The sequence below is a fragment of the Pantoea sp. C8B4 genome (genome assembly GCF_051336905.1).
GTDB classification, from domain to species: domain Bacteria; phylum Pseudomonadota; class Gammaproteobacteria; order Enterobacterales; family Enterobacteriaceae; genus Pantoea; species Pantoea rwandensis_B.
The window spans coordinates 255,139-267,384 of the sequence record NZ_JBGMNK010000006.1 but is presented as its reverse complement, the minus strand read 5'-3'; the positions used below and the strand labels follow the sequence as shown (position 1 = coordinate 267,384).

11 protein-coding genes are annotated in these 12,246 nt (G+C 55.1%); 3 read left to right on the top strand and 8 right to left on the bottom strand.

Translation table 11 applies throughout. From position 1 onward, the window contains the following. Positions 1 to 269: 269 nt before the first annotated feature. Entirely contained in the window at positions 270 to 1,673 is a 1,404-nt protein-coding gene (mdtD, locus tag ACCW76_RS10530) for a multidrug transporter subunit MdtD (protein ID WP_436338494.1), read from the top strand. Here mdtD and rbsR read toward each other — a convergent pair. The 7 genes from rbsR to ACCW76_RS10495 form a co-directional block, all read right to left on the bottom strand. Next, positions 1,670 to 2,653 carry a ribose operon transcriptional repressor RbsR gene (rbsR, locus tag ACCW76_RS10525; protein WP_436338499.1) on the bottom strand — a complete coding sequence of 328 codons (984 nt, stop codon included), beginning with the start codon at positions 2,651 to 2,653 and terminating at the stop codon, positions 1,670 to 1,672. The two genes, mdtD and rbsR, sit on opposite strands and share 4 nt — an antisense overlap. A 13-nt stretch (positions 2,654 to 2,666) precedes the next feature. Further along, entirely contained in the window at positions 2,667 to 3,596 is a 930-nt protein-coding gene (gene rbsK, locus ACCW76_RS10520; RefSeq protein ID WP_436338493.1) for a ribokinase, read from the bottom strand. Positions 3,597 to 3,660: 64 nt separating this feature from the next. Continuing rightward, a complete protein-coding gene (gene rbsB, locus ACCW76_RS10515; protein WP_034830075.1) occupies positions 3,661 to 4,536 on the bottom strand; it encodes a ribose ABC transporter substrate-binding protein RbsB in 876 nt (291 codons plus the stop codon). Positions 4,537 to 4,563: 27 nt separating this feature from the next. Beyond that, positions 4,564 to 5,535, bottom strand: coding sequence for a ribose ABC transporter permease (rbsC, locus tag ACCW76_RS10510; protein ID WP_034830072.1), 972 nt, complete (start codon positions 5,533 to 5,535; stop codon positions 4,564 to 4,566). Continuing rightward, positions 5,532 to 7,040: a ribose ABC transporter ATP-binding protein RbsA gene (gene rbsA, locus ACCW76_RS10505; protein ID WP_436338492.1), complete on the bottom strand. Its 1,509-nt coding sequence runs from the start codon at positions 7,038 to 7,040 to the stop codon at positions 5,532 to 5,534. The genes rbsC and rbsA overlap by 4 nt, the downstream gene beginning before the upstream one ends. A gap of 7 nt (positions 7,041 to 7,047) precedes the next feature. Then, complete coding sequence (gene rbsD / locus ACCW76_RS10500; protein ID WP_038643989.1) at positions 7,048 to 7,467, bottom strand: D-ribose pyranase; 420 nt, start codon at positions 7,465 to 7,467, stop codon at positions 7,048 to 7,050. Positions 7,468 to 7,635: 168 nt separating this feature from the next. Beyond that, positions 7,636 to 8,031, bottom strand: coding sequence for a YgiW/YdeI family stress tolerance OB fold protein (locus ACCW76_RS10495; protein WP_038643988.1), 396 nt, complete (start codon positions 8,029 to 8,031; stop codon positions 7,636 to 7,638). 171 nt (positions 8,032 to 8,202) lie between these two features. Here ACCW76_RS10495 and qseB point away from each other — a divergent pair, with 171 nt between their 5' ends. Both qseB and qseC read left to right on the top strand, forming a co-directional pair. Continuing rightward, complete coding sequence (qseB, locus tag ACCW76_RS10490) at positions 8,203 to 8,865, top strand: quorum sensing response regulator transcription factor QseB (RefSeq protein WP_436338491.1); 663 nt, start codon at positions 8,203 to 8,205, stop codon at positions 8,863 to 8,865. Continuing rightward, complete coding sequence (gene qseC, locus ACCW76_RS10485; protein WP_436338490.1) at positions 8,862 to 10,193, top strand: quorum sensing histidine kinase QseC; 1,332 nt, start codon at positions 8,862 to 8,864, stop codon at positions 10,191 to 10,193. Before qseB ends, qseC begins: the two co-directional genes overlap by 4 nt. 12 nt (positions 10,194 to 10,205) lie before the next feature. Here the strand turns inward: qseC and kup are convergent, their stop codons facing one another. Next, entirely contained in the window at positions 10,206 to 12,074 is a 1,869-nt protein-coding gene (gene kup / locus ACCW76_RS10480) for a low affinity potassium transporter Kup (protein ID WP_038643983.1), read from the bottom strand. Positions 12,075 to 12,246 lie beyond the last annotated feature (172 nt).

The following is a 12,246-nucleotide window of genomic DNA, read 5'->3' as shown; positions in this document are numbered from 1 at the left end:
AGCCGTCTGCGTTGCCGCTTTGCCGTCTCAGTGGTGGCGCATTATAGGGAGTTATTCGGAGCTGACAAGGGTTTATTACAAAAAATTGACTGAGCGCTACTTTTTTAACCGAACAGGCTAAAAACAGACATTTCTCGATCAATAATCAGTCAAAAGCCCCCGTTAAGCGGCACAAATCAGCGTCACGCGTATAAGCACCAATGCTATTCTGTTAGTCCAACGCCGTTTTCTTTGTTGCAGACTGAACAATTATTAAAGAAGGACTTTCAATGATTCGCTCCGCGCGCAGTATGGCCGGCTTGCCCTGGATCGCCGCAATGGCGTTTTTCATGCAAGCCCTCGATGCCACCATCCTCAATACTGCGCTTCCTGCTATCGCCACCAGTCTCGACCGTTCCCCTCTTGCCATGCAATCTGCTGTGATCAGTTATACGCTCACTGTCGCCATGCTGATCCCGGTCAGCGGCTGGCTGGCCGATCGCTTCGGCACGCGCAAAGTCTTTATCGTGGCCGTTTCACTGTTTACGTTGGGGTCTTTAGCTTGTGCACTTTCGGGCTCGCTGAGCATGCTGGTTATCTCGCGCATTATTCAGGGTGTTGGCGGCGCGATGATGATGCCGGTCGCGCGCCTGGCATTGTTGCGCGCTTATCCACGCAGTGAATTGCTGCCGGTACTTAACTTTGTGACCATGCCGGGATTAGTTGGACCGATTCTGGGGCCGATGCTCGGTGGCCTGCTGGTCACCTACGCCAGCTGGCACTGGATATTCCTGATCAACATTCCCATCGGCATCGCGGGCATCTTCTATGCACGTAAATATATGCCGGACTTCACCACGCCTAAACGCCGCTTTGATTTTGGCGGCTTCATTCTGTTTGGCTTAGGTCTGGTGCTGATATCCGTCGGTATCGAACTATTCGGAGAGCGTATCGTGTCGCCGTGGCAGGCGGTGCTGGTGCTGTTAGCCGGTGTCGCGCTATTGCTTCTATATATAGTGCATGCACGCCGCCATCCTGCACCACTGATCAACTTACCGATGTTTAAGACCCGAACCTTCTCGGTCGGCATCATTGGTAATATCGCGGCACGTCTGGGCACGGGTTGTATTCCGTTCCTGATGCCATTGATGTTACAGGTGGGCTTTGGTTATCCCGCGCTGATAGCGGGTTGCATGATGGGGCCAACGGCGATTGGCTCGCTGCTGGCCAAATCAACCGTGACACAAGTGCTACGTCGCTTCGGTTATCGTAAAACGCTGGTCGGTATCACCATCATCATCGGCATTCTTGTCGCCAGCTTCTCACTGCAGACACCGGGTGAAAGTGTATTGATGCTGTTAGCCGCACTGTTTGTATTAGGTATGGCGATGTCGACACAATTCACCGCGATGAATACCATCACCCTGGCCGATTTGAATGATGAGAATGCCAGCGGTGGTAACAGCGTGCTGGCGGTAACGCAGCAGGTATCGATCAGCTTTGGCGTGGCCGTCAGTGCGGCGGTACTGCGTTTTTATCAGGATTTCGAGAGCACAACCGTGCAGCAATTCCACGCCACCTTCCTGACGATGGGAATGATTACCGTGCTGTCCGCGTTTGCTTTCCTGATGTTGCGTCCCGGGGATGGCCGCAATCTGATCGCCAATCGTGAGAAAAAGAAGAAAACCGCTTAAACCGAACCCCGTTCCACCAGCTCCGGCGTCAGTACCAGCGTTTGCTGACTGGCGTCGGGATCGCTCATACGGTGAATCAGCGTATCAATCGCCAGTTCACCCAATTCATCTTTAGGCTGATGGACAGTGCTGAGCGGCGGCGTGAGATAACGCGCCAGTTCGATATTGTCATAGCCCATCACCGCAATATCTTGCGGCACGCGTAAACCAGCCTGGAATAGCGCGTGATAAACACCCACAGCCATCGCATCGTTACTGGTGAAAACCGCTTCAGGCAGCAACTCTAACGTCAGCAATTGGTTCATCGCATTGAAGCCGCCCTGAAATTCGAAATCACCGTCAACCACATAACCCGGCAACACCGGCAATCCATTGCTGGTCATCGCTTTATGGAAACCCTCCAGACGCAAGCGCGCCGGGGTCTTATCCTGCGGGCCGGCAATACAGGCAATGCGCGTGTAGCCGCGATCGATGAGATGCTGCGTCGCCAGTTCACCGCCCAACAGCGCGTTGTCCTGAATAATGTCGCCACGCCCTTCAAACGGCGCCCAGTCCATCATCACCATGGGTACGGACGGATAACGATTGAGGATCTCCGCAGAGGGAAGGTGCGTCTCGGTGCACATCATTAATAAGCCATCGACACGCTTTTGCATCAGCGTTTCGAGGCTGCGATTCATGCGCTCTTCATCGCCTTCGGTATTGCACAGAATCAGGCTGTAGCCGCGCTCATAGCAGCTATTTTCTACGCCGCGCACCACTTCTGAATAAAATGGGTTACTGCTGGCCGTCAGTAACATGCCAATAGTGCAGGTTTGGTTGATTTTCAGGCTGCGTGCCAGCGCGGAAGGCGCGTAGTTCAGCTCACGGATTGCCTGCTCCACTTTTTCCCGCACCTGCTCGCTAACAAAGCGATTGTTATTGATGACGTGGGAAACGGTCGATGTTGAGACGCCCGCCAGGCGGGCGACATCTTTCATGGTCGCCAAAGGCTTAACCCTGTTGCTGCAGGAAGTTATCGATCTCAGTGCGCCACGGCACTGAGGGCTGCGCCCCCGGACGCGTCACCGCAATCGCGGCGGCGGCATGGGCAAAACGCACGGCATCATGCATTGCGACACCTTCCAGACGCGCGGTAATAAAGGCACCGTTAAAAGTATCGCCTGCTGCGATGGTGTCGATAGCCTGCACGGTGAAGCCCGGAATACGCACGCCTGCGCCCTGCTCGCTCAACCACACACCACGACGACCTAAGGTAATCAAAACGGTAGAGATGCCTTTATCATGCAACGCCTGCGCCGCACGTGCCGCATCTTCATCACTTTTCACCGCGATGCCGGTCAGAATTTCGGCTTCGGTTTCGTTCGGTGTGATGATATCGATTAAGGCCAGCAGCTCATCAGACAAATGAGTGGCAGGCGCTGGATTCAGAATCACTCGCGTGGCATTGGCACGCGCAATCTTCGCTGCCGCCAACACGCTTTCCAGCGGCGATTCCAACTGCATTAGCAAGGCCTCAGCATCAGCAATCACTTGCTGATGGCGATCGACACAGGCTGGCGTCAGCGCCGCGTTAGCACCGGAATAGATGCCGATATTATTTTCACCTTCGCCATTCACGAAGATCATCGCCACGCCGGTGGCTTCGTCTGCCACGATTTCTACCGGAGCAGTATCAATACGGTCCTGCTGCAGCTGCTGACGGATACGTTCGCCAATGTCATCTGCACCTACACAGGCAATAAAAGCGATATCCGCGCCAGCACGACCGGCCGCCACGGCCTGGTTAGCCCCTTTGCCACCAAAGGCAATCTGATACTGTTTGCCGATCACCGTTTCGCCCGGACGCGGAAAATGGGTGAGGTTCAGAATGTGGTCGGCATTGATGCTGCCAAGTACCGCCAGTTTTGCGCTTGTGTTCATAGGGAGTGATCCAGAAAGTTGCGCCACCAGGACGGTGGCGCGTTGCCATGCTTTTCTTTGTTTTTTATTTGGTGACCAGCTTCAGGTCAACTGGATTAACCGACTGTACTTTTTCGCCTTTCAGCACTTTATCGGCAGTGTCCACACCAATCACGCCAATTTTATCAGGCATCTGCGCCACTGTGGCAGTCAGTTTACCGGCTTCTACTGCTTTCACACCGTCAGCGGTACCGTCAAAGCCCACCACCAGCACATCGGTTTTACCGGCAGTCTGCAGCGCACGCAGTGCGCCCAGCGCCATTTCGTCGTTCTGAGCAAATACCGCCTGTACATCCGGATGCGCCTGCAGCAGGTTCTGCATCACGTTCAGACCTTTAGTACGGTCGAAATCTGCTGGCTGGCTCGCCAGGATATTAAATTTGTGCGCATCAGCAGCCTGCTTGAAGCCTTCGCCACGCTCGCGCGCTGCGGAAGTCCCGGCAATCCCCTGCAGCTCGATGATTTTTGCACCATCGCCCAGTTTCTTCGCAATGAAGTCACCGGCCATTTTGCCGCCGAAGCGGTTGTCAGAAGCCACGTGGCTCACCACGGTGCCCTGTGCCGCCACACGGTCCAGGGTGATCACCGGAATGTTAGCCTGGTTGGCCATCTTCACGGCGTTACCCACGGCATCAGAATCCGTTGGGTTAATCAGCATCAGCTTGGTGCCACGCACAGTCAGGTCCTGTACGTTCGCCAGCTCTTTCGCCGGGTTATTCTGCGAATCCAGCACCACCAGGTTATAACCCAGTTTGTCGGCTTCTTTCTGTGCGCCATCTTTCAGAGACACAAAGAACGGATTATTCAGCGTTGATACAACCAGCGCAATGGTGTCCTTAGCCATCGCGCCAGCACTGAGGGTGGCGCCAAGGATGACGGCCAATGCAGTTAACTTTTTCATTTATAGAGTCCTGTGTGAAGGTCAGAGTTATTTGCTGCTTTTGTTATCCACCAGCACCGCCAGCAGAATGACAACGGCTTTAACAATCATTTGGTAGTAAGAAGATACGCCCATCAGATTCAGGCCGTTGTTCAGGAAACCCAGGATCAGCGCGCCAATCAGCGTGCCCATAATGCGACCTTTGCCGCCCGCCAGGCTGGTTCCGCCTAATACCACCGCCGCAATCGCATCCAGTTCATAACCGGTGCCTGCCGTCGGTTGCGCAGAGGAAAGACGCGCGACTTCGATGGTGCCCGCCAGCGCCGCCAACAGACCACACAGCGAATAGACGATGATTTTGACGCGGTTAACGTTGATACCTGACAGACGTGTCGCCGCTTCATTGCCGCCTAACGCATAGATGTAACGACCGAGGCGCGTGTGATGCAGCATGTACCACGCCAGCGCGAACACCACTGCCATCAGCCACACCGGCGTTGGGATGCCCAGCGGACGACCAATACCAAACCAGCCAAACAGATCGGCGTTATCACTAAAACCGGTATTGATCGGGCTGCCGTTGGTGTACACCATGGTGACGCCGCGCAGCAGCAGCATCATGACCAGCGTGGCGATAAACGCCTGTACCTTGCCGCGCGCCACAATCACGCCGGTAATACCGCCAATTGCCGCACCCAGTGCCAGCGAAGCCGCTACTGCCACCAGCGCATTCACTTCCAAACCGACAATCGAAGCTGCGACCGCACCAGTGAGTGCCAGCAGCGAGCCCACCGACAGATCAATACCCGAAGTCAGAATCACCAGCGTCATGCCGACGGCCATAATGGCGTTAACCGAGGTCTGCTGCAGAATGTTGAACATGTTGGCAACGGTGAAGAAGTTCGGGCTTTGGCTCGCCACCACGGCAATCAGCACGATCAGCGCAATCAGCGATTTCTGCTCCAGCAGCCAGGCTTTGCTAAACCAGCGACGGCTGGCGGGTAAGGTTTGGGTGCTCATACAACTAACTCCTCGCTGTGTTGCTTACCGACTGCCGCCGCCATCAGGGATTCCTGGGTAGCCTGCTCACGGGAAAATTCGCCACTCAGATGGCCTTCATGCATCACCAGGATGCGATCGCTCATGCCCAGCACTTCCGGCATTTCCGATGACACCAAAATGATGCTCAGCCCTTCGGCTTTAAACTGGTTAATTAACTGATAAATCTCTTTTTTCGCACCCACGTCCACGCCACGCGTCGGCTCATCCAGAATCAGTACGTTCGGGCGCGTCATTAATCCGCGCGCAATCGCCACTTTCTGCTGATTACCGCCCGACAGCAGGCCAATCGGCTGCTCCATTGAAGGGGTTTTAACGTTGAACAAACGGATGAAGTCACCGACGGCTAACTGCTCTTCGCTGTGTTTGAGATTACCGGTGGCATGGCTGAAGTAACGCAATGCGGTCAGCGACATGTTCTCTTTCACTGACATGCCGAGCACCAGGCCATCGCGCTTACGGTCTTCGGAGATGTAAACAATGCCGTTGGCGAGGCCATCCTGAGGTGATCGGGTGATGATTTCGCGGCCATTAAGTGTCACCGTGCCTTTGCTGCGCGGCAGTGCGCCGTACAGCACTTTCATCAATTCGGTGCGTCCCGCGCCCATCAAACCGGAAATACCAAGGATTTCCCCTTTGCGCAGAGTAAAGCTGACGTTACCCACGCCCGGCCCGCTGAGATTTTCAACAGTTAAACGAATATCGCCTGGCGCCTGATCGATATGCGGATATTGATCTTCCAGCTTACGACCCACCATCATCTCGATCAGACTCTCTTCGCTGAGATCGCTCACCGCGCGCTCGGCAATAAATTGCCCGTCACGAAACACAGTGACGTCATCGCAAATCTCGAAGATCTCTTTCATGCGGTGAGAGATGTAAACAATGCCGCAGCCCTGCGCTTTCAGTTCATTGATCACGCGGAACAGCGACAGGGTTTCGGTATCGGTCAGCGCATCGGTCGGTTCATCCATAATGATGACCTTCGACTCGAAGCTAAGTACTTTGGCGATCTCAACCATCTGCTGATCGCCAATGGATAAATCGCCCACCAGCTTATGGCTGTTGAAGCGCAGGTTCAGACGATGTAATAAGGCATCCGCCTCGGCGTACATCCGGTTCCATTCGATGCGGCCAAAGCGGTTAACAAATTCGCGACCGAGGAAAATATTCTCCGCAACGGTCAATTGCGGAATCAGGTTAAGTTCCTGATGAATAATGCCAATGCCCGCCTCCTGCGACGCTTTCGGTCCAGAAAAAGCCACATCCTTGCCCAGCCACTGCAGTGAGCCCGCATCCATGCTGTAAATGCCGGTTAGCACTTTCATCATGGTGGATTTCCCCGCGCCGTTTTCACCCACCAGCGCCATCACACGCCCCGGATAAACAGCCAGTGAAGCGCCATTCAGCGCTTTTACGCCGGGAAACGACTTTTCAATCCCTTTGAGTTGCAATAACGGTTGCATAACGACCTCAGAAGGTTACGCCAGCGCTCAGGATGACATTCGCATACGGAGAACACTCTCCGCTGCGAATGACCGCCTGACTACGCTGCGTTTCTTGTTTGAACTGTTCATGGCTGGTGTAACGGATGGTGATGACATTCCCCTGGTGCCGTTGCAAGGCATCGAGCACGGCGAGCAGTGCGCTGTGGAGTTGCGGATTGTGTTGCTTGATCTCCTCCGCCATCAGGGCGCTTTCGACTTGCATCTCCTGAGTGACAACATCAACCACCTGTAAAAATTCGGGCGTTCCCGGCGTCAACGCCAGATCGATTCGCTGTGGTCCGGCCGGAATCGGCAAGCCCGCATCCGCAATCGTCAGCGTATCGGTGTGCCCCAGGCGGGCAATCACATGAGAGAGTTCAGCGTTTAACAAGCGACCTTTTTTCATTTCTTCCACTCCACAGCGAAACGTTTCGCTGAGCGGGAGTGTATTAAATGTGCGCGCCAACTCAATGACGTCATCACGGAAATGTGATCGCCATCGAAACGTTTCGCTTGTGCCGGGGATAATTTGAGTTTGGGGGGATGCGAGCCGCCTGAGCGGCTCTGAAGAGTGTTATGGCAGCTTGCGAACCTGCTTAACGTCCAGCTCGATGGAATTAAAGTCCTTATCCAGCTCGCCGGTCAGTTCAACCTGATCCTTCGGCGTGATGGTCTGTCCATGCCAACGCTTATGGTCGATTTCGACTTTCATGTTGCCACTGCTGTCGCGGAACAGATAATCCTCATCACCGATTTGCTTATCCAGATAACCGCGCACAGTAATCCAGCTATCATCCTTCATCTCTTCTGCCTGCTTCACCGTCACGACACTGGTGTTATCCGCCTGGAAGCCACCTGCGTGAACCTGAGCCTTTGGCGCATTCGGGTCAACAAAGCCACCTTGTTGCGCGGCCAGAACCGGCGTGGAGGCCAACATCACAATTGCGATTAGCGCTGCACTCTTTTTCATTTTTCACCTCTGTTCCATGAATGTGTGGGATACGGAGGCTATTACAGCATAGGGTTCTTAACAGGATCTTAAGGGGTAAAAAAACACGAAAAATAGCCAATCTGCGGCGATTGACGCTGTACAAGCCGGTTTTTGCTTCGTATAACGACTCTTGCACTTAAGGAGAAACGCATGCGCATATTATTGATCGAGGACGACACGCTGATTGGCGATGGCCTGAAAGTCGGGCTAACGAAACTCGGCTTCAGCGTTGACTGGTTCGTGTCAGGCGAAGCGGGATTTCAGGCTCTATCGGCCGCACCGTGGGATGCCGTGGTACTGGATCTTTCGCTGCCCGGGCGCGATGGGTTGGAGATCCTGCTTAAATGGCGTGAGCAGGGCGCAGATGTACCCGTGCTGATCCTCACCGCACGCGATGCGCTCGATCAGCGCGTACAAGGATTACAGTCAGGCGCTGACGACTATTTGTGTAAGCCCTTCGCGCTCGCTGAAGTCGCCGCGCGTTTACAGGCGCTGATTCGCCGCCGTCATGGACAACTACAGCCCGAGTTGAAACACGGCAAGGTGGTGATGTCGCCTGGCAGCCACAGCGTCTGGATTGATGGTGAAGCCATCAGCCTGAAGAGCCGGGAGCTGGCGCTGCTGGAGCTGTTTATGCGCAATCCGGGTCGCGTGCTAACCCGCAGCCAGCTGGAGGAAAAACTCTACAGCTGGGATGACGATGTCTCCAGCAACGCCGTAGAAGTGCATATTCATCATCTGCGCAAAAAGCTCGGCACCGCGTTTATTCGTACCGTGCACGGCGTGGGTTATACCCTCGGTGCGGCAGAATGAGTCTGTTTCTACGACTCGCCATCGGCTTTGTGCTGCTGATTGTGCTGTGCGGCGGCGTGGCCAGTTACAGCGCCTGGCATCAGACCCGCGACACCGTTAATGAGCTATTTGATACCCAGCAAATGCTGTTCGCTAAACGTCTGCTGTCACTCGATCCCACCAGCTTGCACGCCGCCTCACTGCCAGGAACCAAATCCATTTTGCGCCATCACCGCGGCGATCAGGATGATGATGCACTGGCGTTTGCCATTTTCCGTGCGGACGGCCAGCCGTTGCTTAACGATGGCGAGAACGGGCGCGATATGCAGTTTGATGATAAGCGTGACGGTTTTCGCGAGGGTCGTCTGCGCGGCGACGATGACAGTTGGCGGCTGCTTTGGCTGACTTCTGCTGATAAACAATATCGCGTGGTAGTGGGACAGGAGTGGGAATACCGCGACGATATGACGCGCGATCTGGCACTGGCGAGTTTGATGCCGTGGCTTTACGCCATGCCCTTTATGCTGCTGATGCTGCTGGCATTGGTGTGGTTCGAATTGCGCCCGCTGAAGCGCCTGACCGCATCACTCCGGTTGCGAGCACCCGATGACGCCACACCGCTCGATGAAGCACGCTTGCCCAAAGAGGTGCAGCCTTTGGTGGCGGCATTAAACGGGCTGTTTCACCGTATGGCGCAACTGGTGCAGCGCGAGCGCCGTTTTACCTCCGATGCGGCGCACGAACTACGCAGCCCGTTAGCGGCACTGCGCGTGCAGAGTGAAGTGATTCAGCTGGCGGATGATGACGAAGCAATGCGCAAACGGGCATTGCAGCAGCTTGATAGCGGCATCCAGCGCGCCACCCGGCTGGTGGATCAGCTTTTAACGCTTTCAAGAGTAGAAGCAGACGATCTGCGCAGCGAATTTCAGCCGGTGCCACTGGCACCGCTGCTGCAAAATTTGCTGGTGGAACATTTCCCGCAGGCGGAAGCGCAGAAAATGGATCTACAACTGCATGCACAGGCCGAACCGGTGATGAACGGTCATCCTCTGCTGTTGAATTTGCTGATGCGTAACCTGCTGGATAACGCGCTGCGCTATGCGCCGCCGGGCAGCCAGATTCAGTTCACGTTAAACGCGCGGAATGTTGTTCTTGAGGATAACGGAGCGGGCGTTAGCGATGAGCAGCTTGCGCGCCTTGGTGAGCGTTTCTGGCGACCACCGGGGCAGACGCAAACGGGCAGCGGTTTAGGAATATCGATTGTGAAAAACATTGCGCAACTGCACGGTATTCGCATCGCATTCAGCCATGTGCAGCCTCAAGGCTTGCGCGTCACCTTAAGCTGGTGACGCGCTTGATCCCTAGATCTCGACCTGAGTACCCAGTTCGATCACGCGATTAGGCGGGATTTCAAACTGATCCGGCGCACGCAGCGCATTGCGTTGCAGCGCAAGGAACAGTTTGCCGCGCAGACGCAGATACCACGGGCGATCGCCGATAATCAGCGATTCATGGGACATGAAGAATGAGGTTTCCATCATGCGGCAGTTGAGACCTTCCAGCCCGCAGCGGTGGAAAATTTCTTCCACGTTTGGGGTTTCACGCCAGCCGTAACTCGCCACCACGCGCCAGAAAGTGGGCGATAGCTGTTCGATGGTAACGCGACGCACGTTATGCACGTAAGGCGCATCCTCAGTACGTAGCGTCAGCAGTACCACACGCTCATGCAGCACTTTGTTGTGCTTGAGATTATGCAGCATGGCAAAGGGGATCACGTTCAGGGCACGCGACATATAGACTGCGGTGCCCGGCACGCGCACCGGCGGAGATTTCTCCAGCGAGGCGATCATCGCTTCAAGGGAGTTGCCGTGCTCATGCATACGGCGCAACAGGCGGAAGCGCTCGCTTTTCCAGGTGGTCATGACGATAAACATCATCAGCGCCAGAGTCAGCGGCAGCCAACCGCCGGAGAACACTTTGACCAGGTTGGCCGAGAACAAGGACACGTCAATACACAGCATGCCAATCAGAATCAGCACCACCAGATAACGGTTCCAATGCCAGTTCTGAATTGCCACCGTGGAGCAGAGAATCGCGGTCAGTACCATGGTGCCGGTTACCGCGATGCCGTAAGCCGCCGCCAGGTTACTGGAGTGCTCAAAGCCGACAATCACGATCACCACGGAGAAGTAGAGCAGCCAGTTGATCACCGGAATGTAAATCTGCCCCGATTCTTCTTCCGAGGTGTGCACGATGCGCATCGGCGGGAGATAGCCTAAACGCACCGCCTGACGCGTTAAGGAGAACACACCAGAGATCACCGCCTGCGAGGCGATAACCGTGGCCAGCGTCGCCAGAATCAGCATGGGAATCAGCATCCAGTCTGGCGCCAGCAGGAAGAAGGGGTTTTTGATCGCTTCGGGATGTTTAAGCAGCAGCGCGCCCTGACCAAAGTAGTTCAGTACCAGCGAGGGCAGCACCACGATAAACCAGGCGAGACGAATCGGGAATTTGCCGAAGTGGCCCATATCCGCATACAGCGCTTCCACACCGGTAATAGCCAATACCACCGCGCCGAGCGCGAAGAACGACACCGTTTTGTACTGGATAAAGAAGTGCAGCGCCCAGTAAGGATTCATGGCATGCAGCACATCAGGGTTACTGATGATGCTACGCGCGCCCAGCACGGCCAGAATGATAAACCACACCAGCATCACCGGCGCGAACAGCTTCCCCACGATGCCGGTACCGTGCTTCTGGATCACAAACAGCAGCGTCAGCACTGCAATCGCAAGCGGAACGATATACGCATCCAGGCTCGGTGCCGCAATCTCCAGCCCTTCAATCGCCGACAATACCGAGACAGCGGGCGTGATCACCACTTCACCATAGAAGAAGCTGCCACCAATCAGCCCCATGATGACAAGAATCGCCGTCGCGCGTGCACCGGTATTGCGCCCGGCCAGTGACATCAAGGTCAGGATCCCGCCTTCACCGGCGTTATCGGCACGCATCACGTAACTGATGTACTTCAGTGACACCACTAAAATCAGCAGCCAGAAGATCAGCGAGAGAAAGCCAAATACCGCTTCGCGTTCTACGCCAAAGCCGAACTGACCGGAGAGACATTCACGTAAAGTATAGAGCGGGCTGGTACCGATATCGCCATACACTACGCCAATCGCGGCGAGTGTGACTGCGCCAAGGGACTGCTTCTTATCCGAGCTCATAAGTTGTCTTTTGTTGGAGTCGATGAGGCACTTGCCTACCGCTCAGGCCATCAAAAAGCGCACAGTATGCACATATTCCCAAAAAAACCTACTCTTACAACATGTCATCATGACGTCAGCGAGGCGGTTTTTCGCCGAAATTAGGCGCCAAAAACCGCCTGAAGCAGCGAGT

Excerpts from the sequence above, each read along its gene's own strand:
- mdtD (WP_436338494.1), top strand. The coding sequence starts at position 270 with ATGATTCGCTCCGCGCGCAGTATGGCCGGCTTGCCCTGGATCGCCGCA.
- rbsR (WP_436338499.1), bottom strand. The coding sequence starts at position 2,653 with ATGAAAGATGTCGCCCGCCTGGCGGGCGTCTCAACATCGACCGTTTCC.
- rbsK (WP_436338493.1), bottom strand. The coding sequence starts at position 3,596 with ATGAACACAAGCGCAAAACTGGCGGTACTTGGCAGCATCAATGCCGAC.
- rbsB (WP_034830075.1), bottom strand. The coding sequence starts at position 4,536 with ATGAAAAAGTTAACTGCATTGGCCGTCATCCTTGGCGCCACCCTCAGT.
- rbsC (WP_034830072.1), bottom strand. The coding sequence starts at position 5,535 with ATGAGCACCCAAACCTTACCCGCCAGCCGTCGCTGGTTTAGCAAAGCC.
- rbsA (WP_436338492.1), bottom strand. The coding sequence starts at position 7,040 with ATGCAACCGTTATTGCAACTCAAAGGGATTGAAAAGTCGTTTCCCGGC.
- rbsD (WP_038643989.1), bottom strand. The coding sequence starts at position 7,467 with ATGAAAAAAGGTCGCTTGTTAAACGCTGAACTCTCTCATGTGATTGCC.
- ACCW76_RS10495 (WP_038643988.1), bottom strand. The coding sequence starts at position 8,031 with ATGAAAAAGAGTGCAGCGCTAATCGCAATTGTGATGTTGGCCTCCACG.
- qseB (WP_436338491.1), top strand. The coding sequence starts at position 8,203 with ATGCGCATATTATTGATCGAGGACGACACGCTGATTGGCGATGGCCTG.
- qseC (WP_436338490.1), top strand. The coding sequence starts at position 8,862 with ATGAGTCTGTTTCTACGACTCGCCATCGGCTTTGTGCTGCTGATTGTG.
- kup (WP_038643983.1), bottom strand. The coding sequence starts at position 12,074 with ATGAGCTCGGATAAGAAGCAGTCCCTTGGCGCAGTCACACTCGCCGCG.